The organism is Permianibacter aggregans (genome assembly GCF_009756665.1).
In the GTDB taxonomy this organism is placed as follows: domain Bacteria; phylum Pseudomonadota; class Gammaproteobacteria; order Enterobacterales; family Permianibacteraceae; genus Permianibacter; species Permianibacter aggregans.
In genome coordinates, this window is record NZ_CP037953.1 from 735595 (window position 1) to 760618 (window position 25024).

The following is a 25024-nucleotide window of genomic DNA, read 5'->3' on the forward strand; positions in this document are numbered from 1 at the left end:
GCTCCTTGTTCCTTGTATCGATGTTACTTATCGATTTTTGTGCTCGGACCAGTCTCCGGCGAGGTGCCTAGTAAAGCAAAGGCTGATTGATCATTCAATCAGCCTTTGTCCAATCAAGCGCTTGATGCGACGCAGCAAACCTATTACACGTCGCTCACGCAGACATACATCAGAACATATGCTGACCGCCGTTGACGGCCAAATTGGCGCCGGTGATGAAACCGGAGGTATCGTCGATCAGAAAGGCGACAGCGCGGGCGATTTCTTCCGGCTCGCCAAGACGCCCCACCGGAATGCCTTTGATGATTTCGGCACGGATTTCGTCCGGCACTGCCATGACCATTTTGGTTGCGATATAACCCGGTGAAACCGTATTGACGGTGACGCCCTTGCGCGCCACTTCCTGCGCCAAGGCCTTGGTAAATCCATGGATACCGGACTTGGCCGCGGCGTAATTGGTCTGCCCCAGCTGGCCTTTCTGGGCGTTGACCGACGAGACGTTGACGATGCGGCCAAACGTGCGATCGACCATGCCATTGATGACATGGCGGGTCATGTTGAACACGGAGTCCAGGTTGGAAGTCAGCACTGCGTCCCATTGCTCCTTGCTCATTTTGCGCAGCGTGCTGTCGCGGGTAATGCCGGCGTTGTTAACCAGAATATCGATCGGCCCCAGCATTTCTTCGACTTCTGCCACACAGCGGCCGCAGCTATCAAAATCGCGGACATCACCGAAGCTGATCGCGATGTTGAAGCCTGCGGCTTTCTGCTCGGCCTGCCAGGCACGCGCTTTTTCATGATCACCACCGCTGTTATAACCTGCCGCCACCTGATAGCCGATTTTTGCCAGTTGCTGGCAAATCGCCGTGCCAATTCCACCCGTACCACCAGTCACCAAAGCCACTCGTTTAGTCATGGATGCTTCTCCCTGTTGAAAATCACTATTGCGCACGAATTCACTGAACTTCGTCTTTCATCATAAAGAAATGCTGCTACACCAGCTACCACTGATAGCAAATTCGTCTTTTCCCCATTCCGTTACCCAGCGCAAGCGTGATTCGATGCGCAAATCTCGCTGGCCACGGCACACATTTGCCATTCTCGATCACCTGTTCGGATCGGCTCCGGTACAATGCGGCCTCACCCGAATCGGTACAAGGAACAAGAATTCATGAAAACTTATCTGGTGTTGTTGCTACTGCCTTTGTTCGCCGCCTGTGCAGCCAAGCCCACGCACATTCTGGTTGACCCGGCCGTCAACGCGGTTAGCCGCAATATCGGCAATAACGTCGCCGTCAACGTTACCGTCTCCAATGATCCGGCAATGAGCCCGTTGCAGGAAAAACAGCATCGCTTCCCTCTGCAACGCAGCGTTGCTGACGCCACCCGGGAAAAACTGATGCGCGAGCTGCAAGCAATGGGCTTTCGTATAGACCCCTACGCCAGCCGCCAGCTTGAAGTGCAAATCGCAACGGCCGAGCACACAATTACCGACAAAACCTTGAAAGACGAAATCACCGCCCACGTCGTCATGCAGTTTTCCGCAACGACCGAATTCGGTAACCTGACCCGCAAATTCACCGATAACCGGATGCAGGAAGTGGGCATCGACGCCAACCTTGGCGAAGCCAGCGCGGTGCTGAACCAAAGCGTCGGTCATGTACTGAGCCGTGCGATCAATGATCCGGAACTGCTGCAATTTCTGACCCGGCAATACTGAACCGCCGTGCCGGCGCCGACTTGAAATTTTTCGGATAGCTTCTACGCTTAAGTTACGCGCGATGCCGTAGCTCTGCATCGCCAACCGATTTCCACAAGGCGCTGTTCCACACGTTGGGCAACGCTTTTTTTTTTGCCTACTGTGTAGCAAGCTTGCTGTGAGTTTCTTTCCGCATCGGTTGATGGCAGAACTGTTAATTTCGTACAGTTCCGATTCATCCAGTATTTGCTATGCTTGTCGGCATCGTGTCCGCAACACGAAAAAACAATCGAACCACCTTTGGAGCCCTCCCATGCGTCGCATTGCCCTGCTCGCCAGCGCCATTGCCATACTCTGCAGCCAAGCCCAGGCCGACACGCTGGGCATCCATGCCGGTTACGGCAATTGGAATCAGGATGTCAGCGGTATCGTGCAATTGGATGGCAGCGCCGATCAACCTGGTTTTATTGATCGCATCGATCTGCAAAATACCCTCGGCCACGACTCCACGGATGGCGCCATGCTGTGGCTGGCGTTTGAACATCCGGTGCCCTTTTTGCCGAACGTCAAACTGGCGCGCACTGAAGCCGATTCGGCTGCCCGTACCGTACTGACCACCGGCATCGATTACGGTGATATTTCGATTCCCGTCAGCACCACGGTCAATAGCCAAGTGGATTTAAGCCATACCGATTACGTGCTGTACTACGAATTGCTCGATAACTGGTTCGAGCTGGATTTGGGTGTCGATGTCAAACAATTCGACGGCGTCGCCAGCATCAGCGGCGCTGGTCAAAGCGAGTTCGAAGAGTTTGACGATTATGTACCGTTTCTCTACACCAGCTTCAATTTCAATCTGCCGTTGACCGGCCTGAAAGTCGGCGGTGAATACAGCGGCATCAGTGCTGGCGGTGCTCGCGGTCAGGATTACCGGGTGCGTATCGGTTATGAATTTTCCTTCGGTCTTGGCATTGAAGCAGGCCAGCGTCATCTGACCCTGGAAGCCGACGACAGCGACGAAGAGTTCACGGGCGATATCGAGTTCAAAGGCACTTATATCGCTGCGACTTATCATTTCTGAGCGATTATTCGACTGACAAAAAAGCCCGCTTACGCGGGCTTTTTTTACGATGCAATTATCGACCTATCATTTGCAAACAGAGCGCCGCCTGACCAACAAACAATTCAAAGGCTTCGACGTCATTGGATGACAGCGCCCCCTCCTCCTGGTCGGCATAAAATAAGCCAATGACTTTGCGGTTGACGGTCAATGGACCAACCACGCAATCGGCACCACCAGTTTTGCGCAACAAGCCGTCGAATTCGCCATTGTCATTGTCGCGCCAAGCCCACATCGTTTCACCGGCCATTGAGTTTTTCAGCGCAGCTTGATTAGCTATTTCAAACTGGAAGCCGCTGAGCAAAGTGCTGGGGCTCTTTTCCAGCACGTATTTTCCAAACAGTTTGCTGCGTTCCGGATTGACCAATCCAACGACCACCCGGCTGATCCCGGCGCCCCGATGCAAGCCTTCCAATACCAATTGCAGTACCAGATTGACATCGGTTTTGCCCTGCGCCATCTGGGTCAGCTCACGCAGAATAGCCAATTGCATGTCACTGCTGGCTGAGTTCTGGTTATTGTTTTGTTCATCTTCTTCCGCTTCTTCTTGCTGATTGCGCGGACCGACATAAGCCACCAATTTCTCGGCACCGCACATCACCAGCGTTTCCCGCGTCGCGGTGACGGCATCACTCAACTCTTCGCGTATCGAACTGGCCGGTGCGCCGCTAATCGTCGATAGCTGGGTTAGATAGCTTTCCCAGGTTGCTTCATCCGTTTCCTGGTTTTGCAGTTGCACCGCCTGCCAGGCCAACGGGATACAGTTGAAGCTCTGGCCATTGGCGCCACGCAGTAGCGGTGGTGTCAGAATTTCTTTGATATGCCATTGCTCAGCAACGCTACGGGTCAGCTCATTCATGGTAAAGCCGAGTACCTGACGCTCAGCCTGCTCCGGGCTGACACCATCCTGCATCTGCTTGGCGAGCTTGTGTGCCGTCGTTGAACCGACCGCCCAGAACGCCATTGCGCCAAGTCGGTGGAGCAGCGATGAAACAAAGATTTCCTCGGAATCCGGTGCACCACTCAACTTGGCGACTGCGCGCGCCTGCATCGCCGTGTGGAAGGCATTGGCGACTTCTTGGGCAAGATATGGACCGGTGTCTTCTTTGATTAACTCGTCGAGCAAGGCAGTCGCCAGAGAGATCGAGCGCAGCGTTTTCAAGCCAAGGACGACTACGGCGCGACTGATGGTGTTGATCTTCTTGCGGGTCGGGTTGAACATCGCGCTATTGGCAATCTTCAACACCCGAGCGGTCATAGACGGGTCGCGCAGAATAACTCGGGTCAGCTCGGCCGCATGACTCATCAAAAATCCATTTAACGCCCCGACTTGCTGCAGCGTTTGGCCCAGTGCCGGCAATTCCGTTCGGTTGATTCGCTCGACCCAATCCCGTACACCGGGTAACTCACTGGCCATGCACTACTTCACCGTGATTTCAAATTGCATTACCGAATTATGGTCAAGAAACTTCATGTCGTAACCGTGCGGACAAAAATAATCCGGTTACCTGGTTACTTACTGGCAATCAATGCTAGTCGAGTTAAAATAACTTTATGATTTTCAAAAGAATTCTGCCCGCGTAAACCGCCGGTAGATTTTTGTATGATTTTTGTATCGCGGACAGCGTTGGCAAACTCAGGTATTAAAAAACGCACGTTTCCGTGCGTTTCTTATTCAAGCGGAAATGCTCTTACTGACGTTTCAGAATGATCAGTAGCTGTTCCAGATCCTCAATCAACCGCCCCACTTCCTGCTGATTGATGCCGCTGCCCTCACCCTCTTCTTCCTTGTCATGAGTCAGCTGCAGCCGGGCGCCACCAATGGTGTAGCCCTGCTCGTACAGCAACGAGCGGATTTCGCGGATCAGCATGACATCTTCACGCTGATAGTAGCGGCGATTGCCCCGGCGCTTGACCGGGCTCAGTTGCGGGAATTCCTGCTCCCAGTAACGCAGCACGTGTGGCTTGACCTGACACAGCTCAGCCACTTCACCAATGGTGAAATAGCGCTTGGCCGGGATCGGAGCCAACTCGTTATTATTGCTTGCTTCCAGCATAGGCTTCGACTCGGGCCTTCAGTTTTTGACCGGGACGGAAGGTAACGACACGACGGGCGCTAATCGGAATTTCGCGTCCGGTTTTCGGATTTCTGCCGGGTCTTTGGTTTTTGTCACGAAGCTCAAAATTGCCGAAACCGGACAATTTGACATGCTCACCGCGCTCCAACGCCGTGCGCAACTCCTCAAAGAACTGTTCAACCAGCTCTTTGGCTTCCCGTTTATTCAGGCCAAGCTCCTCGTAGAGACGCTCGGCCATCTCGGCTTTGGTAAGGGCCATAAGGAAAACTTACTCCCGTAACTGCGCGCCACAGTGAGTCTGCAGCGAGCCGACAACGGCCGCCATCAGCGCATGGACGTCAGAATCAGTAAGAGTGCGCGATGGATGCCGTAAGGTCAAGCCTAACGCTACGGATTTTCGTCCAGAATCAATACCTTTTCCGCGATAGATGTCAAAAACCTTTAAATCTTCCAGAGCCTCGCCAGCAGCCTCGCGAATGACGGTTTGCAGATGGGCGGCACTGATTGACTCCTCGACAACCACGGCCAAGTCGCGGGCGACACTGGGAAATTTCGACAATTCCTTGTAGCGCGGCAGTACCCCATCGCTGATGACATCGACGATAAGCTCAAAGACGAAGAAGTCGCCTTCCAAATCCAGTGCCTTGACCCGTTCCGGATGCAGCGCGCCAAGGTGGCCGGCCAGCTTGCCATTGACGAACACCGCGGCCGATTGACCTGGATGCAGGGCATGGTGCACCGCGGCGCGAAATTCCACCTGACGGCTGCCGCCAAGGCTCAGTAGCGCTTCGATATCGCCTTTCAGATCGAAGAAATCGAAGGGTTCACGGCCATGATTCCATTGCATTGGCTGGCGTGGGCCATGCAGCAGGCCAGCAATCATTTTCTGTTGGTTGAGCTCGCCTTTCTCCTGGACGAAGCGAAGGCCGATTTCGAACATCGCCAGGCGGTCAACCTGACGGTTCAGGTTGTGCTTGGCAGTGCTGAGCAAACCTGCCCACAGCGAGGTGCGCATGACCGCCATTTCCGGCGTAATTGGATTGATCAGCGGCAATGGTTCGAGGCCTGGCTCCAGCTCGCGCATCAGGTTCGGTTCGACAAAGGTAAAGGTCACCACTTCCTGATAGCCGCGGTCGACTAGCAAATCGCGCATGGCGTTGTCGCCAACGACGTGTTCCGGCACCCGCGCCATCGCCATGTCGCCGTGTGGCGTCGTAACGGACAGATGGTGATAACCGTGAATACGGATTAACTCTTCGATCAGGTCTGCTTCAATCGAGATATCAAAGCGGTGCGCCGGCACCTGGCATTGCCAACCTTCTGCGGTCGGCGACAATTGCAATCCTAAGCGAGTCAGCATGCCTTCGACTTCGACATCTGGCAGTGAAAATCCCAGCAAGCGCGGAATGCGAGCACGGCGTAAATGAATCGAGGCGGTTTTCGGCAGGTACGTTTCCGAGACCGCGTCGACAACCGGCCCAGCCTGGCCACCGGCCAGCTGCAGTAACAGTTCGGTCGCCCGCTCGATAGCGCGACGTTGCAGCGTCGGATCGACACCACGTTCATAGCGATGCGAGGCATCGGTATGCAGACCATACTGACGGGCTTTGCCGGCAATCAGATGTGGCGTGAAGAACGCCGCCTCGAGCAAAACATCGGTGGTGTCGTCGGCGATACCGGAATGCTCACCGCCCATGACACCGCCAATGGCGACCGGCTTTTCGTGGTCGGCAATCAGCAAGGTATCTGCAGTCAACGACACTTCGCGGCCATCGAGCAGCGTCAGCTTTTCACCCTCGCTGGCCATGCGCACACGAATACCGCCCTTGATTTCACGCAAGTCAAAAGCATGCATTGGATGACCAAGTTCGAGCAGCACGAAGTTGGTGATATCGACTGGAAGACTGATGCTTTCGATACCGCCGCGACGCAGTTTCTCGACCATCCACAGCGGTGTTTCGGCGTTCGGATTAATGCCTTTGACGATGCGACCGCAGTAACGCGGGCAGGCCTCCGGCGCCAGCAATTCAATCGACGGTTTATCGTTGATCGTGGCCAGGCTCTCGACGATTGCCGGCAGGGTGAACGGCATTTTGTTTAGCACCGCGAGTTCACGTGCAACGCCAATTACACCAAGGCAATCGCCACGGTTTGGTGTCAGGTTGATTTCCAGCACCGCGTCATTCAGTTTGAAGAAATCGACAATTGGCGTGCCGACCTGTGCATCGCTCGGCAGCTCCAGAATGCCGTCGCTCTCTTCTGCCATACCCAGCTCTTTCGCTGAACACAGCATGCCGTTCGACTCGACGCCACGCAGTTTCGCTTTCTTGATATTCAAACCGCCAGGCAGACTGGCACCGACCAGCGCTGCCGGAATCTTGATGCCCGAACGGCAATTGCTGGCGCCGCAAACGATTTGCAGCGTCTCGTTGCCGACATTGACTTGCGCGACGCGCAGTTTGTCGGCATCCGGATGTTGTTCGGCTGAAATCACTTCCGCGACAACGATATTGCTCAGACCCTCACCGAGCAATTCGATGCCTTCGATCTCAAGACCGGCCATCGTCAATTGCTTGCACAATTCGTCGCGGGAAATATTCGGGTTAACCCACTCACGTAACCATTTTTCCGAAATTTTCATTGCTGTTTCCGTTTAATTTGTTTCGTCGATCTGTCGCGGCATTCCGCATCGCGACTACTGTTCAATCGTTTAGTTAAACTGTTTCAAAAAACGCATATCGTTATCGAAGAACAGGCGCAAATCATTGACGCCATAACGCAGCATGGTCAGGCGCTCGACGCCCATGCCAAAGGCAAAACCGGTATAGCGCTCACTGTCTATACCGCAAGCGGCCAGCACATTCGGGTGCACCATGCCGCAGCCCAGCACTTCCAGCCAGCCGGTGTTCTTGCACACGCGGCAACCTTTGGCGTTGCAGATCACGCAACCGATATCGACTTCGGCGCTCGGCTCGGTGAACGGGAAATAGGAAGGACGGAAACGGGTCGGCAGATCCGCTTCGAAGAAGTTGCGCAGGAATTCATCAAGTATGCCGCGCAGATCCTGGAACGTGGTTTTCTCGTCAATCAGCAAACCTTCGACCTGATGAAACATCGGCGAATGGGTGACATCATAATCACAGCGATAAACCCGGCCTGGCGCGATAACCCGGATCGGCGGTTTTTGTTGTTCCATGACGCGGATTTGCACCGGTGAGGTGTGCGTACGCAGCAGGCGCTTGGCATCGAAATAAAACGTGTCGTGCATTGCCCGCGCCGGGTGATGATCAGGAATATTCAGCGCGCCGAAGTTATGCCAGTCGTCCTCGACTTCCGGCCCTTCAGCAACGGCGAAACCAACCTGGGCAAAATATTGTTCAATGCGACGCATCGATCGGGAAACCGGATGCAAGCCACCGCGCATCGCCTGACGACCCGGTAAGGTGACATCAACGGTTTCACTGGCGAGCTTGGCCGCAATCGCGGCTTGTTTCAGCGATTCACCTTTCGCCTGCCAGGCTTGTTCCAGTTCGGTTTTGATGACATTGATCTTGGCACCAAAGGCTTTCTTCTCGTCCGGCGGCAACGTGCCCATCTGTTTGAACAACGCGGTGACCGAACCGTTCTTGCCGAGAATTTGCGCTTTGACCTGCTCCAGTTCCGGCAGATCGTTGACCGCATTGATGGCTTCTTTGCCTTGCGTCAGGATGTTGTCAAGTTCCATGTAATCGCTCTTTCGTTATCAAATTAAATCTACTGAACCAGCAGCTTTTTTCCGCTTCGTCATTCCATTGCAGAAGTGCACTTCAACACGGGAATAAGGACGCCGGATAATTTTTCATAAAAAAAGGGAAGAGCTTACGCCCTTCCCTTTTATTCGGCGGTAGTCGAAACGCTAACGCGTTTCGCCAAAAAGCCAGACTTAGGCGCGTGCTGCCTTGGCTTTTTCCGCCAAGGCCGTAAACGCGGCTGCGTCAAACATCGCCAAATCGGCCAGCACGCGGCGGTCGATGATGATGTTGGCTTTCTTCAAACCGTCAATCATGCGGCTGTAAGACAAACCGTTTTGACGCGCACCGGCGTTAATACGGGCAATCCACAGCGCACGGAACTGGCGCTTCTTTTGACGACGATCGCGATAAGCGTACTGAGCCGCTTTGATCACCGCCTGCTTGGCCACGCGGTAAACGCGCGAACGGGCACCGTAGTAACCCTTGGCCAGTTTCAGAACTTTCTTGTGACGCGCGCGAGCGGTCACACCACGTTTTACTCGTGCCATGACTTAACTCCTCTTACGCGTAAGGCAACAAACGTTTCAATTCCGGCGCATCCTGATCGGAGACCATTTTCAGACCGCGCAGTTGACGAACGGTTTTGCCGCTCTTGTGCGTGGACAGGTGACGCATGCCGGCTTGCTTGTGCTTGTAGCCGCCACCGACTTTCTTGAAGCGCTTGGCAGCGCCACGGTGGGTTTTCATTTTGGGCATTGTAATGCTCCTGGTTCATTATCCGGATTGGCCACAGCGAACCTCGCTGTAGTTGGTCGCCAAGCTCGGACTTTTACGTGCTCACGATGGCGACCAAAGTCGTTCATCGCGCCATCTGGAAATCAGCCGAAACCGTTTTCCAAATTTATTTGCCGCCTCGGTGAGACAGCAATGCCCGGTCGTTAGCCGGGCATCTGAATAGCTGAAGAAAAAGCGCTTACTTTTTCTTTTTCGGCGCCAGAATCATCGTCATCTGGCGGCCTTCCATTTTCGGGTGGAACTCGACGGTGGCGATATCGGCCACGTCTTTCTGCAGGCGTTCCATCATCTGCATACCCAGTTCCTGGTGAGCCATCTCGCGACCGCGGAAACGGACTGTGATTTTCACCTTGTCGCCGTCTTCATCCAGAAAGCGCGAAATGTTGCGCAGCTTGACCTGGTAGTCACCGATATCGGTGCCGGGACGGAACTTGATTTCCTTGACCTGAACCTGTACCTGTTTCTTCTTGGCTTCAGCAGCTTGCTTGGCCTTGGTGTACATGAACTTGCCGTAATCCATGATCTTGCAGACTGGCGGGCTAGCATCGGGAGAAATCTCAACCAGATCCAATCCTGCCTCTTCTGCTTTGGCCAGCGCGTCCCGGCTGCTGACCACCCCGATTTGCTGACCGTCCGCTCCAATCAGGCGCAATTCGCGCGCGGTAATTTCATGATTGATGCGGTTTTCTCGTGCGGGACCAGCGGGTGCGCGTGGTGTCCGCGACAGCGGTTTTGCGGGTTTTATATCTCAATCCTCCAAAATAGCGCGGCCGCGCGAGGCAACGTCTTTGGCAAGCAGGTCAGTGAAGGCTTCAACGCTCATCACCCCTAAGTCCTTGCCATCGCGCCGACGCACGGCCACTGAATTCGCATCGACCTCACGGTCGCCTACGACCAATAAATACGGAACACGCTGTAACGTGTGCTCGCGGATTTTATAGCTGATCTTCTCGTTTCTCAAGTCGGATGCAGCCCGGAAGCCTTGTTCGTTCAAGCCTTGCGCGACTTTTTCGCAGAATTCGCCGGTCCGCTCGGTAATGCTGAGCACAGAAACCTGCTGCGGTGCCAACCAGGTTGGCATCCAACCAGCGTAGTTTTCGATGAGAATGCCAATAAAGCGTTCCAGCGAGCCCAAAATCGCCCGGTGCAACATGACCGGGGTCCGACGAGCGCTGTTCTCATCGACATACTCGGCGCCGAGCCGCTCAGGCATGTTGTAATCGACCTGCATCGTGCCGCATTGCCACATACGGCCAATTGAGTCCTTCAGCGTGAATTCGATTTTCGGGCCATAGAACGCCCCTTCACCTGGCAGGTACTCGAACGGCAGTCCCGCTTGATTCAGGGCATCAGCCAAGGCTTGCTCGGCCTTGTCCCACATGGCATCGGTACCGATGCGCTGCTCTGGACGGGTCGACAGTTTGACGATGACGTCCTTGAAGCCAAAGTCCTGATAGACCGAGTACAGCAAATCGATAAATTTCACTACCTCGTCGGCGATCTGGTCTTCAGTACAGAAAATATGGGCGTCGTCCTGGGTAAAGCCGCGTACCCGCATCAGGCCATGCAGCGCGCCGGACGGTTCATTGCGGTGGCAGGAACCGAACTCGGCCATGCGCAGCGGCAGATCGCGGTAGCTGTGCAGACCGGCGTTATAGATTTGCACGTGGCAGGGGCAGTTCATCGGTTTGATCGCGTAGGTGCGGTTTTCCGATTCGGTCGTGAACATGTTCGGCGAGTACTTGCCCCAGTGACCGGAACGCTCCCACAGGCTCAGGTCGATGACCTGCGGCGTGCGCACTTCCTGATAGCCTTCCTGACGCAGACGCTTGCGGATATAGCTTTCGATTTCCTGCCAGATGGTCCAGCCGTTGTTGTGCCAGAACACCATGCCCGGCCCTTCTTCCTGGACATGGAACAGATCCAGCGCCTTGCCGATTTTGCGGTGATCGCGTTTTTCAGCCTCTTCCAACCGATGCAGGTAGGCTTCCAGATCTTTCTTGTTGGCCCAAGCAGTACCGTAAACGCGCTGCAACTGCTGATTCTTGGTATCGCCACGCCAGTAGGCGCCGGAAACGCGCATCAATTTGAACGCTTTCAGTTTGCCAGTGCTTGGCACGTGCGGACCGCGGCAAAGATCTTCGAAGTCCCCTTGGCCATACAGCGAAATGTCTTCGTCGCCAGGAATCGAGGCGATGATTTCTGCCTTGAAGTGTTCGCCCATTTGCTTGAAATGCTCGACAGCCTCGTCGCGCGGCATCACCCGGCGATGCACCGGAATATCCTTCGCGGCCAGTTCGGCCATGCGCTTTTCGATTTTTTCCAAGTCTTCCGGCGTGAAAGGTTTCGGCGCGGCGAAATCGTAATAAAAGCCGTCTTCAATCACCGGGCCAATGGTGACCTGCACATCCGGGTACAGCTGCTTGACCGCCTGAGCCAGCAAGTGCGCGGTCGAGTGACGAATGACTTCCAGCCCTTCCTCGGATTTTTCCGTGATGATTGCGAGCTCAACGTCGTCGGTGATGGTGTAGCTGGTATCCACTTCCTTGCCATTGACCTTGCCGGCCAGCGCCGCTTTCGCGAGCCCCGGACCAATACTCTCCGCCACCTGCATGACCGTTACCGGGCCATCAAAGCGGCGCTCACTACCATCTGGAAGCCGTACGACAGGCATTTTCGCCCTCTATCTCGTGGATGAATGGAATATAAAAAGGACGGCGATTATAGGGGGCATGGCGCCGCTGGCTCAACGATACATTTCGGCATGAGGCATCGTTCACATGCGGCCACGCAAAAAGATGTACAATCACTGCATCTATATATTGAGGGTTTATCGATGACCAATGCCTGTGCCGCCACCGGAAACGTACTGGCTGAAAAGCTCGGTCGGGAACGTGTGGCGCGCATCGTTCATCACTTTTACGCCAGGGTCCGTGAGCATCCACGGTTGAAAGTCCCATTTCTGCAGCATGTGCAGGACTGGCCGCAACACGAGGCAATCATCAGCCATTTCTGGTGGGTCATGCTCGGTGGCGAGAAATACCTGGATTACCGCTACGCGCTGCCAAGCAAGCATCATGAAGCTGGCTTTACACCAGAACTGCTGCAGGATTGGCTGGCCTTATTCAACAGCACGTTGGCCGACTTTCTTGACGATGAGGATCGTGCTGCCTGGATGGTGCATGCCGAACGGATTGGCCAATCGCTGATGCACTTCCATCACCATCCGCCGTCGGCCTTGTTGCTCGGTAATCTCGCTAAAGAACTGTAAAAGCCATTAGCCCATATTCCGAACTACCCTGACGAACTATTCCTTGTATCGCCCCGATTGAATCGCTGAATCAGTCAACCTTCTTCCTTGCCACACATACGCTTCACGCGCACCGGCACTGTAAGCCAATTCGAGCAATGCGCGCTTTTCGATCTCGGTCAATCCGCCATCCCAATCCACGAGTGAGTGTAAGATCACGATAGGTGAGGGACGAATGAAGCGGTTGGTATGCATTCTCCTGATCGATTCTTGAACCAGTTTTTCCGCCACCACAAAGTCATGCAGCACCATTCTGGGGTGGTCGAATGGCCATACTCGGTCAGTTGCGGTCGCATTCCCTCTGCTCTCACCGTCAGCGATAATCTTTCGGTTCCCTTCACTGCCACCAATATCAACACAGGCCGGATACGATTCACTCTTCCGACTCGCGATGTCACGAACATGAATCGTCCGACGATCAAACTCGATCAGGATGGGGCCAGAAGAAAATAGCGCTCTGACAAACTGGGTAAGCATCATCAAGTTTTCGGTAGCGTTACACCAGTCTGTCCCTGATATTTGCCGCCGCGATCGCGGTACGAGGTTTCGCAGACTTCATCGGATTCAAAGAACAGCATTTGCGCAACACCTTCGTTGGCATAGATTTTCGCCGGCAGTGGCGTCGTGTTCGAAAATTCCAGCGTCACGTGGCCTTCCCATTCCGGCTCCAGTGGCGTGACGTTGACGATGATGCCGCAGCGTGCGTACGTCGATTTACCCAAGCAAATGGTCAGCACGCTGCGCGGAATACGGAAGAACTCGACGGTGCGGGCCAGCGCGAAAGAATTCGGCGGAATGATGCAGACATCGCTCTCGATATCAACAAAACTCTGCTCGGAAAACGCTTTCGGATCGACAACGGCCGAGTTGATGTTGGTGAACACCTTAAATTCGCGTGCACAACGGACGTCGTAGCCATAGCTTGAAGTGCCGTAAGAGACGATCTTCTGGCCGTTGACATGGCGCACCTGGCCCGGCTCGTAAGGCTCGATCATGCCGTGCTGTTCGGCCATGCGGCGAATCCATTTATCTGATTTGATGCTCATCGTTCTGTGTCCCACTAATTAAATTAAGTTGTCTGCCGAGCTCAGGCCGGATTACTCCGGCACGCCTCAGCCAAAATCGTCAGGCGCTTGTCGGTTTCGCGGCCATAAGGATTGGTTTCATCCCAGGCATACCCGGCCAGCATCGAGCAGATCATCTTGCGAATATCCTGCTCTGGCTTTGGATGAAAAATGATGTCGCGGAAACGGCCGTCATACCAGGCTTCGACGTAGCCGCGGAAGGCATTGACGCCGCGCTTCAGCGGTTTGCTGTACTGCGTTTCCCAATCAATTTTTTCGCCATTTTTCAGTTGGCGCGTCAACAATCCGGAAGCGATTTGCGCCGATTTCATCGCAATCGTGACGCCGGAAGAAAATACCGGATCGAGAAACTCGCCAGCGTTCCCCAGCAACGCATAGCGTTCGCCATGCAAGGATTTGACGTTGGCCGAGTAACCGATGATGGTTTGCACCGGTGTATCAAATTTTGCATTGGCCAACAGGGTTTGCAGACTAGGCGTTTCCGCGATCAGGGCTTTCAGCACCGTTTCGTTATCGTCGCCATACGGCGCCAGAAGCTCGCGCTCGGCAACGACACCGACTGAACAGCGACCATTCGGAAACGGAATCAGCCAATACCAGACATCGGCATGGTCCGGATGGATTGACACCAGAATTTTCTGGCGATCAAAAGCCGGATCGCTGATGCGATCTTCGATATGGGTAAACACCGAACGGCGTACAGGGAAATTCGATGGATATTCCAAATTCAACAAACGCGGCAACACCCGGCCAAAACCGCTGGCGTCGAGCACGAACTGCCCTTCGTAACGATGTTCGCTGCCATCCGGTTCGCGCACTTGCAGTCTGGCTTTGTCGCCGTCGTTACTGAACGACAAAATCTCGTGCTGGTAACGGATATCGACACCTTGTTTGGCCGCTTCGTCGGCCAGCAATTTATCGAAGATCGCACGTTGCACCTGGTAAGCGTGATCGCAACCGTCGGTGTATTGCTCACCAAAATCGAAATCGGTGTATTGGTCGCCCCAGCGGAACGCTGCACCATTCTTGTATTGAAACCCCTGCGCTTCAACGGCTGGCAACATGTCGGCTTCATCAAGGATATCGATGATATGCGCCAGCAAGCTTTCGCCAATAGAGAAACGCGGAAAGGTTTGTCGTTCCAATACCAGGCAATCAATGCCCTGCTTGTTCAACAACGCGGAAGCAATACTGCCACTGGGGCCGGCGCCGATAATCAGTACGTCGGCAGTACGTTTGGTCATGATGGTGTGCAACCTTTATATCTCAGTAATGACGTTTACTCGCTGACGATGGAGATGGACGGCCCCATCGCCGCATAATTCTTTGCTTCAAACGACAGTTTGGCGCCGATTCGGCGGGCAATATCGCGGTAAATTCCGGCGATGTCGCCTTCTGGTTCAGCAGCAACGCTTGGCGCACCGCCATCGGCTTGCTGACGGATACGGATATCCAGCGGCAAGGCGCCGAGCATTTCGACGCCGTATTGTGCCGCCAGTTTTTCGCCGCCACCTTGACCAAAAACAGGTTCCTGGTGACCGCAGTTCGAACAGATGTGCATCGCCATGTTCTCAATGACGCCCAACACCGGCACATCCACTTTCTTGAACATCGCGACGCCCTTGATGGCATCAGCGAGCGCGATGTCCTGCGGTGTTGTGACGATAATGGCGGCGGTCAGCGGCACTTTTTGCGACAGGGTCAGTTGCACATCGCCGGTGCCGGGCGGCAGATCGACAATCAGATAATCGAGATCGCGCCAGCGGGTGTCGTTCAATAATTGCTGCAAAGCCTGGCTGACCATCGGGCCGCGCCAGACCATGGCCTGGTCGGGATCAACGAGGTAACCAATCGACATTGATTGCACGCCGTGACTGAGCACCGGCTCAATTGATTTCTGATCTTTAGATTCCGGATGGGCACCGGCCTTACCCAACATGATCGGCTGCGAAGGGCCATAGATATCGGCATCAAGAATGCCGACGGTCGCGCCTTCTTTTTGCAGCGCCAGCGCCAGATTGACGGCTGTGGTGGATTTGCCGACCCCGCCCTTGCCGGAAGCAATGGCGATAATGTTTTTCACGCCGGGTAGCGGCTTGGCACCGGTTTTGACCACATGCGGTGCGACATCGAAATCAATTCGAATGTCTAGGTTTTTGACCACCGGCGCCAGATGAGCTTTCAGCGCCTGAATCAAGGTGTCGCGGTAACCCGCGAGCGGAAAGCCGAAGCGCAGACTCAAGGCAACACGCTCACCTTCTATTTGCAGGTCTTTGACGGCACCATGAGCCACCAAATCATCACTGATATAGCGGTCGCGATACTCTGCCAATGCGGCCTCAATCGACGCTCGATTCACTGAAACTTCCCCGGCTCTGAAAAGGCCGCCAATGCTAGCAATGCGCCCGGATGTACGCAAAAGTTTCCTTGCTTCTACCGGTTTCCGCTTGGGAGTGGTACACAAGTCGGTGCCTTTCTCAACAGGCGATTGGCCATCCAAATGCTGCGATACGTGGCGAAAACCGGTATCCTTGCCGCTCTTTGAGACCCAACTCACCGGAAAGCATCCCTACCATGACCGCAACGCGTCGTCTGCTCGTTACCAGTGCCCTGCCCTATGCCAATGGATCGATTCATATTGGCCATATGGTGGAACATATCCAGACCGATATCTGGGTGCGGTTCCAGAAGATGCGCGGCCATCAGTGCATCGCCGTTTGCGCTGACGACACCCATGGTACGCCGGTGATGCTGCGGGCCCAAAAGCTCGGCATCACGCCGGAGCAGATGATTGCCGAGGTCCGTGAAGAGCACGTACGCGACTTTCGCGATTTTTTTGTCGAATATGACAACTACCACACCACGCACAGCGACGAGAACCGCGAGCTGTGCTACCGGATTTTCAATGCCCTGAACGACAAGGGCCATATCGCCAAACGCACCATTTCCCAGCTGTTCGATCCGGAAAAGCAGATGTTCCTGCCGGACCGTTTCGTCAAAGGCGAATGCCCGCGCTGCGGCTCCGCCGATCAATACGGCGACTCCTGCGACAGCTGCGGTGCCACTTATGCACCGACCGAACTGAAAAATCCGAAGTCGGCATTGAGTGGTGCCACGCCAGTGCTGAAAGACTCAGAGCATTTCTTTTTCAAGCTACCGGATTTCGAGGCCTTTTTGAAAAAATGGACTCGTGGCGGTCATGTTCATGACTCGATCGCCAACAAACTTGACGAATGGTTCGATGCCGGCCTGACCGAATGGGATATTTCCCGCGATGCGCCCTACTTCGGTTTCGAGATTCCGAATGCGCCAGGCAAATATTTCTACGTCTGGCTCGATGCGCCAATTGGCTACATGGCTTCGTTCAAAAATTATTGCGACAAAAAGGGCATCGACTTCGATAGCTTCTGGAACACGGATTCCGACGCCGAAGTACACCACTTTATCGGCAAGGACATCGTCTATTTCCATACGCTGTTCTGGCCGGCAATGCTGGAAGGCGCCGGTTTCCGAAAGCCGACTAAAGTGCATGCGCATGGTTTTCTGACCGTCAACGGCACCAAGATGTCGAAATCGAAAGGTACGTTCATCAATGCCCGCACTTATCTCGACCATCTGAATCCGGAGTACCTGCGTTATTATTTCGCCGCCAAACTTGGACCTGGTATCGATGATATCGATTTGAACCTGGAAGATTTCGTCAACCGGGTCAACGCCGACTTGGTCGGCAAAGTGGTCAATATCGCTTCGCGCTGTGCCGGCTTTGTGCACAAGCAATTCGATGGCAAATTGTCCCCGACAAATACCGAGCCTACGCTGCTGGGCAAATTGCAAAGCGCTGCGGAATCGCTGGCCAAGCTTTATGAGCAGCGCGAATACGGCAAAGCGATGCGCGACATCATGGCGCTGGCCGATCAGGTCAATGAATACATCGCCGACAAAGCGCCATGGAAATTGGCGAAAGCGCCGGAAACCGCGCAACAAGCGCATGAAGTCTGCACGGTGGGTTTGAATGCGTTCCGCTTGCTGGCGCTGTATTTGAAACCGGTGCTGCCGAAGCTCGCCGAGCAGGCCGAAAGCTTTTTGAATATCGGCGTGCTGCAGTGGTCGCATGCGGAAACGCTGTTGCTGAATCATCCGATCAACGCTTTCAGCGCCATGATGAACCGCATTGAACCGGCGAAAATCGACGCGATGATCGAAGCCTCGAAAGAATCGCTGCAGGCGACCAATGAAACCCACAATGAACCGGGCAAACCGGCCAGCCATGTCGAGCCGTTCAAGCCGGTGATTACCATTGATGATTTCGACAAACTCGATTTGCGTATTGCCCGCATCGACAATGCCGAACACGTTGAAGGCGCCGAAAAACTGCTGAAACTGACGCTGAACCTCGGCTGTGAAACCCGCACGGTATTTGCCGGTATCAAGAGTGCTTACGGTCCGGCGACCTTGATTGGCAAGCACACCGTGATGATTGCCAACCTGGCGCCACGCAAAATGAAATTCGGTCTGTCCGAAGGCATGGTACTGGCGGCTGGTCCCGGCGGTAAGGATTTGTGGATTCTGGAACCGCATCAGGGTGCAGAGGCCGGCATGCGGGTAAAATAAGCTGCCTTTTCACTAATGCTGACCAGCTAAAGTGAGATCCGTCGCTCCCGCGTAGGCGGGAGCCCAGTGAAAACCAATTAGCATCTGGATTCCCGCCTACGCGGGAATGACAACATCTCTTAACTGACTGGCATTAGTCTTTACACCGCCTTTCGTTGCTAACAGAGAGTTTTTCATGGCCGACGCGACCGAAACCGCCGCCCAACAAGTTGTTGATGTCTCTTCCGCCGCGCCGGTTATGGCCGCGCCACCGGATCTCGGCATGATTTGGCTGGCCTATATTGGCCTCGCCGTCGTGTTTCTGGCGGTATTGTTCTGGTGGATTCGACGCTGGCCAAAATGGGCGTTGGTGCCGTTCTGGTCTGCTTTTGCTGCTGGCGCCTTGACGCCCGCCGCCATCGGCGGTGACAGCGAGCTGTCGGCGCCCGCCGCCATCGTCGCGATACTCGGTGCCGAGCAACTCGGCATGGCCGGATTTCTGCGCGGTGCGCTGCCGATTCTGATCAGCTTTGTCGCGCTGACGCTGATGCTGAGTGGCCTGTTCTGGTGGCTGGCACAGCGTCAACAGCGACAGGCTTCGCCGAAAAGCGAGCTAGCGGAAACGGCAGAGGCCGAAGAATCCGGTAGCGCCAGCCGCAGCGAACCCCAGCTTTAACCCTGCCCAATACGCGGTTTTCTTGAGCTAAAACAACCACTTGCTTTTGCTGTGCCATGGCCTTTTGGCGCATAATAGAGACGGCCGGCGCACGCCGGCATTTCGTTGCACAAAAGGCTAGCCCAAGGTACGCATGACCGAACTCTTGTTGCTGTTCATCAGCACAGCCCTCGTCAACAATTTCGTACTGGTCAAATTTTTGGGCCTGTGCCCGTTCATGGGTGTTTCCAATCGCCAGGAAACGGCCATCGGTATGGGTATTGCCACCACATTTGTGCTGACACTGGCGTCGGCGCTTTCCTATCTGGTTGACGCCTGGGTTCTGGCGCCGCTGGATTTGAGTTTTCTGCGCACGATCAGCTTCATTCTGGTCATCGCCGCCGTGGTGCAATTCACCGAAATGTACATGGCAAAATCGAGCCCTTTGCTGCACAAACTGCTCGGTATCTATTTGCCGCTGATCACCACCAATTGCGCGGTGCTCGGCGTCGCGCTTTTGAACGTACAAAGCTCACACAGTTTCATTGAATCGCTGGTCTATGGTTTCGGCGCCGCGGCCGGCTTCTCGCTGGTGCTGATTTTGTTTTCAGCAATGCGTGAACGCATCAATGTCGCCGATGTGCCGGCGCCATTCAAAGGCGCGGCGATTGGCCTGATTACCGCCGGTATCATGTCGCTGGCATTCATGGGCTTTGCGGGCCTGATCAAATGAGTGCGTTGATCGCTCTGGGTTTTCTCGCGCTGATGCTCGGCGCTGTGCTCGGCTATGCCGCCGTGCGCTTCAGGGTGCAGGGCAATCCGCTGGTCGATCAGATCAACAGCATCCTGCCGCAAACGCAGTGCGGCCAATGTGGTTACCCCGGTTGCAAACCGTACGCCGAAGCGATCGCCAACGGTGACGAGATCAACAAATGCCCGCCCGGTGGCGATGAGGGCATCAAGGCCTTGGCCGCATTGCTCGATCGCAAAGTGGTGCCGCTCGATGAAGAACGTGAACCGTCGGAAGGCAAACGCGTTGCTTATATCCGCGAAGACGAGTGCATCGGTTGCACCAAATGCATTCAGGTCTGTCCGGTCGACGCGATCGTTGGCGCACCGAAATTGATGCACACGGTGATCGTCACCGAATGCACCGGCTGCGACTTGTGCGTACCGGTCTGCCCGGTCGATTGCATCGACATGCCCTTCGTTGAAAAAGCGCCGGATGACTGGCAATGGCCGCAGCCGCATGCAACTGACATTATTCCGATCAAGTGGGTGCAATAATGGCTTGGCATCTGCACGGCTTTCCCGGTGGCATTCATCCAGCAAGGATGAACAAGTCGCCGGCGGTAGACAATCCAATTGAAAGCTTGCCACTGCCACCGCATTTGATCCTGCCGCTGCATCAACATTCCGGCGAGCCGGCGATCCCGGTTGTCGAAGTTGGGCAAAAGGTGCGGCGTGGACAATTGATCGCGAAAGCGGCACCGGGCCGCTCAGCGGCCGTGCATGCACCGGCCAATGGTGAAATCAGTTTTATTGGCTTTCATGCCTGCCCGAATGACTCCGGCATGCACGAACAATGCATCGGCATTTGTACCGATGAAGAAGGCGAGTTGGACGAAGATGAATTCGTCGACGATATCAGCCTGACCGAAGAGGAAATGCGCCAGCGTATCGCCATGGCCGGTATCGTTGGTCTCGGTGGTGCCGGTTTTCCGACGGAGAAAAAGCTAACTCGTCACGGCACCAAGTATTTAATCATCAACGCCGCCGAATGTGAGCCGTATATTTCCTGCGATGATCGCTTGATGCGCGAACGCGCGCCGCAAATCGTCGAAGGCATTCATATTCTCGCGCGTTTGCTGCAAGCCGAAAAAATTCTGTTCGCGATCGAAGACAACAAACCGGAAGCGCTGAAGGAAATCGCCCTCGCCTGCTTTGAGACCGATATCGAAGTGGTGGTGATTCCAACTAAGTACCCGAGCGGCGCGCAGAAACAACTGGTGCAGAATCTGCTCGGCATTGAAGTGCCGAGCGGTCAACACTCGACCAGTCTTGGCATCGTCATGTACAACGTCGGCACCTGTTATGCGGTGTCGCGTGCCATTGCCCACTCGGAGCCGCTGATTTCGCGCATCGTTACCGTCACCGGCGATGCCGTGCAGCGTCCTGGCAATTACGAAGTGCTGATCGGCACGCCGATCGAGTACCTGCTGCAACACGCCGGTGTGCATTCGGACAAATTGCGCCGGGTAGTCATGGGTGGCCCGATCATGGGCATCGCCATCAATAATCTGGGCGCACCGGTCACCAAGCTGACCAACTGCCTGATCGCCTCCGGCCCAGGCGAACTCGATGAGGATTTGCGCGCCCGTGAATGCATACGCTGCGGTGATTGCGTGGAAGCTTGCCCGGCCAGCCTGCTGCCGCAACAGCTTTACTGGCATATCAAAACCGGTGCGTATGAACGCGCCGAAAACCTGCATCTCGATGACTGCATCGAATGTGGCGCCTGCGCTTACGTTTGCCCGAGTCATATTCCACTGGTGCAATATTATCGGCACGGCAAATCGCATTTATGGCTGCGTCAGCAGGAGCGTCAAAAAGCCGAACACGCCAAGCAACGATTTGAGGCACGGCAAGCACGGCTTGAGCGCGAAAAAGAAGAAAAAGCCTTGCGCCACAAACGCGCTGCCGAAGCGCGACTGGCGGCTGCACAGGCCAGCGAAGCGCGCGCCACCGAAACGCAACCGGCTGCCAAAGCGGAGCCGGACAAGCCGGTGATCGAACAACATAACGATCGTATGTCGGAAGTGTTGGCCGCCGTCGAACGAGCGCGCAAGAAAAAAACCGATCCGGATGCGGAGAACAAATCATGACGATGGTCGTTTCCTCTCCGCACCGTACGCGTGGCGATCGGGTTGCCCGCTTGATGTTGCTGGTGATCGGTTGCACCGCACCCGGCATGGCAACACTGATGTCATTCTTCGGCTGGGGCGTGATGTTCCAGGTTTGGCTGGCCATCGGTGCCGCGCTCGCGACCGAAGCTTTGTGCTTGAGCGCGCGTGGACGCAGCCCCAAACGTGAGCTGAAAGATTTCACCGCGGTGTTGACCGGTGTGCTGCTGGGCCTCGCCATTCCGCCTTACGCGCCGTGGTGGATTATCGTCACCGGTACCGCCTTTGCCATTATCTTCGGTAAACATTTGTACGGCGGCCTCGGCATGAATCCGTTCAACCCGGCGATGGTCGGTTACGTGTTTCTGCTGATCACCTTTCCTACGCAAATGACCTCGTGGACACCGCCATTGTCACTGTCCGATGCGCCGCCGGGGCTGCTCGACTCAATCGCCGTCATTTTCACCGGTGAGACGATGGATGATCGCAGCCTGAATGCGTTGCGAATGGGCGTTGATGGTTTCACGATGGCGACGCCGCTCGATGCCTTGAAAGTCGATTTGAATCAGGGCCTGATGATTTCGGAAGTGCAGCAGCACCCGGTTTATGGCGCGTTTGCCGGTGCCGGCTGGGAATGGGTCAATGTCGCGTTTTTATTCGGCGGTTTTATCCTGATTCAACAAAAAGCCATCACCTGGGCGATTCCTGGCGGCGTGTTGACTGGCATATTCGCGAGCTCACTGCTGTTCAATATCTGGAATCCGGATGCTTATGCCTCGCCACTGTTTCATCTGTTCAGCGGCGGCACGATGATGGCGGCATTTTTCATTGCCACCGATCCGGTGTCGGCGAGCACAACACCGAAAGGCCGCTGGTATTACGGCCTTGGCATCGGTGTATTGATTTACCTGATTCGTACTTTCGGCGGTTACCCGGATGCGGTCGCGTTTGCCGTGTTATTGATGAACATCGCGGCACCAACGATCGATTTGTATACGACACCGGTTGTCTACGGCCACAAGCAGGAGCACTGATGCTGAAGTCCACGGGCAAACATGGTCTGATTCTGGCAGCGTTCGCACTGGCTTGCAGCGGTGTCATTCTCGCCGTGCACCTGCAAACGAAGGATCGCATTCAGCTGGAACAAGACAAGGCTTTTGCTCGACGCTTATCGGAAGTGCTACCGACCGAGGCCTACAATAACAATATCGCCCAGGATTGCATTTTCGTGCAGAACGAAGAACTGCTCGCGATCAGTCAACCATTGAAAATCTACCGTGCATCGAACAACGGCGAACACGCTGCCGTGGTGTTCGAGACGATTGCACCGGATGGTTACAGCGGCGCGATAAAAATGCTGACCGGCATCTATGCCAATGGTGAAATCGCCGGTGTACGCGTCACCGAGCACAAGGAAACGCCGGGCCTTGGCGACAAAATCGAAGTGGAAAAACACCCGTGGATCACTCAGTTCTCCGGCTTGTCACTGGCGAATCCTGAACAGAAAAACTGGGCGCTGAAAAAAGATGGTGGTGCCTTTGATGGCTTTGCCGGCGCGACCGTAACGCCGCGTGCGGTTGTCAATGCGTTGCGTCGGGTGCAGGTTTACTACACCGAACATCGGCAGGAAATTATCGACGCCGCCAATGCCTGCGAAAACGGAGCGAAAAACACGCCATGAGCAGTTATCGCGATATCGCCGTCAACGGCCTATGGAAAAACAATCCGGCGTTGGTGCAAATTCTCGGACTTTGCCCATTGCTGGCCGTCAGCAATACCGCGATAAACGGCCTGGGTTTGGGCCTCGCGACCATCATGGTGCTGACGCTATCGAATCTGGTGGTTTCCGCGACGCGGCAATTGATTCCAAAAGACATTCGCATTCCGGTTTTTGTCATGGTCATCGCCTCGCTGGTCACGGCCATCGAGCTGCTGATGCACGCCTACACCTACACGCTGTACAAAACGCTGGGCATTTTCGTACCACTGATCGTCACCAATTGCGTGATTATCGGCCGCGCCGAAAGCTTCGCCTCGCGCAATACCGTGCCACTGGCCACGTTCGATGGCTTTCTGCAGGGCGTGGGATTTGCATCCGTACTGTTCGCGCTTGGCGCCGTGCGTGAATTACTGGGTAGCGGCACCTTGTTGAGTGGCGCGCACCATTTGTTCGGCGAGGTGGCCAAAGATTGGGTCATCACGATCATTCCATGGCAATCACCGATATTGCTGGCGATATTGCCGCCCGGTGCGTTTATCGTGCTCGGTTTGTTTATCGCAGGCAAAAACGCCATTGACGCCCACCGCGCGGCAAAAGCCAGACAACATCGTGCAGCCAACATTCCCGAAGGAGCCACCGCTTGAACGCCGACAAACGCCGCCAGATTTTCGAGCGACTGCGTGACGCCAACCCGAACCCGACCACCGAACTGAATTATTCGACACCATTTGAATTACTGATCGCCGTGTTGTTGTCGGCACAGGCCACCGATGTCGGTGTCAACAAAGCCACGGCGAAACTGTTTCCAAAAGCCAACACACCGGAAAAAATGCTGAAGCTCGGCGTTGACGGCATCAAGGAATACATCAAGACCATCGGTCTTTTTAACGCCAAGGCCGAGAACGTCATCAAGACTTGCAAGATCCTGATCGAACAGCATGGCGGCGAAGTACCGGAAGACCGTGAGGCGCTGGAGGCTTTGCCCGGCGTTGGTCGCAAGACCGCTAACGTCGTGCTGAACACCGCATTCGGTCACCCGACCATTGCCGTTGATACCCATATCTTTCGGCTTGGCAATCGCATCAATATTGCACCAGGAAAAACGCCGCTGGCCGTTGAACAAAAACTGTTGAAAGTGGTGCCGGATGAATTTCTGAAAGACGCCCACCATTGGTTGATTCTGCATGGCCGGTATGTTTGCACCGCGCGCAACCCAAAATGTCCGGTATGTGTCATCAATGATTTGTGTGATTACAAAAACAAAACCATGCTCGATGAGAAAAAGCTCGCTCAAAATGAAGTGAGCAAAAGTAAAAAAGGGACAGCCAAGAAATCGGG

At 54.9% G+C, this 25024-nt stretch carries 25 protein-coding genes and 1 pseudogene; 12 read left to right on the forward strand and 14 right to left on the reverse strand.

The features are described from left to right. Positions 1-169: 169 nt before the first annotated feature. Positions 170-916, reverse strand: coding sequence for an acetoacetyl-CoA reductase (gene phbB, locus E2H98_RS03380; protein ID WP_133587806.1), 747 nt, complete (start codon positions 914-916; stop codon positions 170-172). 255 nt (positions 917-1171) lie between these two features. On the opposite strand from phbB, the gene E2H98_RS03385 reads away from it, so the two are divergent. Then, positions 1172-1720, forward strand: a complete 549-nt coding sequence (locus E2H98_RS03385) for a YajG family lipoprotein (RefSeq protein WP_157591225.1) — start codon at positions 1172-1174, stop codon at positions 1718-1720. Positions 1721-2012: 292 nt separating this feature from the next. Further along, on the forward strand, positions 2013-2780 hold the full coding sequence (locus tag E2H98_RS03390) for a TIGR04219 family outer membrane beta-barrel protein (protein WP_157591226.1): 768 nt from the start codon (positions 2013-2015) through the stop codon (positions 2778-2780). Between the two features lie 55 nt (positions 2781-2835). On the opposite strand, the gene E2H98_RS03395 is transcribed toward E2H98_RS03390, so the two are convergent. From E2H98_RS03395 to thrS, 9 genes are all read right to left on the reverse strand, one after another. Next, positions 2836-4236, reverse strand: coding sequence for an HDOD domain-containing protein (locus E2H98_RS03395; RefSeq protein WP_133587812.1), 1401 nt, complete (start codon positions 4234-4236; stop codon positions 2836-2838). A 274-nt stretch (positions 4237-4510) separates the two neighbouring features. Continuing rightward, on the reverse strand, positions 4511-4876 hold the full coding sequence (locus E2H98_RS03400) for a MerR family transcriptional regulator (RefSeq protein WP_133587814.1): 366 nt from the start codon (positions 4874-4876) through the stop codon (positions 4511-4513). Next, positions 4857-5156 (reverse strand): integration host factor subunit alpha, encoded by a 300-nt coding sequence (gene ihfA, locus E2H98_RS03405; protein WP_133587816.1) that lies wholly within the window; start codon positions 5154-5156, stop codon positions 4857-4859. Before ihfA ends, E2H98_RS03400 begins: the two co-directional genes overlap by 20 nt. 9 nt (positions 5157-5165) lie before the next feature. After that, complete coding sequence (gene pheT, locus E2H98_RS03410) at positions 5166-7538, reverse strand: phenylalanine--tRNA ligase subunit beta (RefSeq protein ID WP_133587818.1); 2373 nt, start codon at positions 7536-7538, stop codon at positions 5166-5168. Positions 7539-7607: 69 nt separating this feature from the next. Continuing rightward, the gene (gene pheS / locus E2H98_RS03415; protein WP_133587820.1) at positions 7608-8621 is read right to left on the reverse strand and encodes a phenylalanine--tRNA ligase subunit alpha; all 1014 of its coding nucleotides are present in this window, start codon (positions 8619-8621) and stop codon (positions 7608-7610) included. 198 nt (positions 8622-8819) lie between these two features. Further along, positions 8820-9176, reverse strand: a complete 357-nt coding sequence (gene rplT, locus E2H98_RS03420) for a 50S ribosomal protein L20 (RefSeq protein WP_133587822.1) — start codon at positions 9174-9176, stop codon at positions 8820-8822. Positions 9177-9189: 13 nt separating this feature from the next. Beyond that, entirely contained in the window at positions 9190-9384 is a 195-nt protein-coding gene (gene rpmI / locus E2H98_RS03425; protein ID WP_133587824.1) for a 50S ribosomal protein L35, read from the reverse strand. A gap of 217 nt (positions 9385-9601) precedes the next feature. Next, complete coding sequence (infC, locus tag E2H98_RS03430) at positions 9602-10150, reverse strand: translation initiation factor IF-3 (protein ID WP_133587826.1); 549 nt, start codon at positions 10148-10150, stop codon at positions 9602-9604. Between the two features lie 21 nt (positions 10151-10171). After that, positions 10172-12097 carry a threonine--tRNA ligase gene (gene thrS, locus E2H98_RS03435; RefSeq protein WP_133587828.1) on the reverse strand — a complete coding sequence of 642 codons (1926 nt, stop codon included), beginning with the start codon at positions 12095-12097 and terminating at the stop codon, positions 10172-10174. A 162-nt stretch (positions 12098-12259) separates the two neighbouring features. On the opposite strand from thrS, the gene E2H98_RS03440 reads away from it, so the two are divergent. After that, the gene (locus E2H98_RS03440; RefSeq protein WP_157591227.1) at positions 12260-12694 is read left to right on the forward strand and encodes a group III truncated hemoglobin; all 435 of its coding nucleotides are present in this window, start codon (positions 12260-12262) and stop codon (positions 12692-12694) included. A gap of 36 nt (positions 12695-12730) precedes the next feature. Here E2H98_RS03440 and E2H98_RS03445 read toward each other — a convergent pair whose 3' ends face one another. Genes E2H98_RS03445 through apbC form a run of 4 tightly spaced genes read right to left on the reverse strand, consistent with a single transcriptional unit; the run spans position 12731 to position 16210 of the window. After that, a complete protein-coding gene (locus tag E2H98_RS03445; protein ID WP_133587832.1) occupies positions 12731-13213 on the reverse strand; it encodes a rod shape-determining protein in 483 nt (160 codons plus the stop codon). Then, the gene (gene dcd, locus E2H98_RS03450) at positions 13213-13779 is read right to left on the reverse strand and encodes a dCTP deaminase (RefSeq protein ID WP_133587834.1); all 567 of its coding nucleotides are present in this window, start codon (positions 13777-13779) and stop codon (positions 13213-13215) included. Before dcd ends, E2H98_RS03445 begins: the two co-directional genes overlap by 1 nt. A gap of 41 nt (positions 13780-13820) precedes the next feature. Beyond that, entirely contained in the window at positions 13821-15062 is a 1242-nt protein-coding gene (locus tag E2H98_RS03455) for an NAD(P)/FAD-dependent oxidoreductase (RefSeq protein WP_133587836.1), read from the reverse strand. A gap of 35 nt (positions 15063-15097) precedes the next feature. Beyond that, positions 15098-16210: an iron-sulfur cluster carrier protein ApbC gene (gene apbC / locus E2H98_RS03460; RefSeq protein ID WP_198325296.1), complete on the reverse strand. Its 1113-nt coding sequence runs from the start codon at positions 16208-16210 to the stop codon at positions 15098-15100. A 182-nt stretch (positions 16211-16392) separates the two neighbouring features. Between apbC and metG the strand changes: the two genes are divergently transcribed. The 9 genes and pseudogenes from metG to nth all read left to right on the forward strand — a co-directional run. Further along, the gene (metG, locus tag E2H98_RS03465) at positions 16393-18429 is read left to right on the forward strand and encodes a methionine--tRNA ligase (RefSeq protein WP_133587841.1); all 2037 of its coding nucleotides are present in this window, start codon (positions 16393-16395) and stop codon (positions 18427-18429) included. Positions 18430-18604: 175 nt separating this feature from the next. Then, on the forward strand, positions 18605-19084 hold the full coding sequence (locus E2H98_RS03470; RefSeq protein ID WP_133587843.1) for a hypothetical protein: 480 nt from the start codon (positions 18605-18607) through the stop codon (positions 19082-19084). Positions 19085-19217: 133 nt separating this feature from the next. Then, a complete protein-coding gene (rsxA, locus tag E2H98_RS03475; protein WP_133587845.1) occupies positions 19218-19796 on the forward strand; it encodes an electron transport complex subunit RsxA in 579 nt (192 codons plus the stop codon). Then, positions 19793-20350 carry an electron transport complex subunit RsxB gene (gene rsxB, locus E2H98_RS03480; RefSeq protein ID WP_133587847.1) on the forward strand — a complete coding sequence of 186 codons (558 nt, stop codon included), beginning with the start codon at positions 19793-19795 and terminating at the stop codon, positions 20348-20350. The genes rsxA and rsxB overlap by 4 nt, the downstream gene beginning before the upstream one ends. Next, positions 20350-21948, forward strand: coding sequence for an electron transport complex subunit RsxC (gene rsxC / locus E2H98_RS03485; protein ID WP_157591228.1), 1599 nt, complete (start codon positions 20350-20352; stop codon positions 21946-21948). The genes rsxB and rsxC overlap by 1 nt, the downstream gene beginning before the upstream one ends. Then, complete coding sequence (rsxD, locus tag E2H98_RS03490; RefSeq protein WP_133587851.1) at positions 21945-23000, forward strand: electron transport complex subunit RsxD; 1056 nt, start codon at positions 21945-21947, stop codon at positions 22998-23000. Before rsxC ends, rsxD begins: the two co-directional genes overlap by 4 nt. Next, positions 23000-23647, forward strand: coding sequence for an electron transport complex subunit RsxG (gene rsxG, locus E2H98_RS03495; RefSeq protein ID WP_133587853.1), 648 nt, complete (start codon positions 23000-23002; stop codon positions 23645-23647). Before rsxD ends, rsxG begins: the two co-directional genes overlap by 1 nt. Further along, positions 23644-24330, forward strand: coding sequence for an electron transport complex subunit E (locus E2H98_RS03500; RefSeq protein WP_133587855.1), 687 nt, complete (start codon positions 23644-23646; stop codon positions 24328-24330). The genes rsxG and E2H98_RS03500 overlap by 4 nt, the downstream gene beginning before the upstream one ends. Continuing rightward, positions 24327-24962: pseudogene (gene nth, locus E2H98_RS03505) on the forward strand (endonuclease III); the annotation flags it as partial. The gene E2H98_RS03500 and the pseudogene nth, both read left to right, overlap by 4 nt. Positions 24963-25024 lie beyond the last annotated feature (62 nt).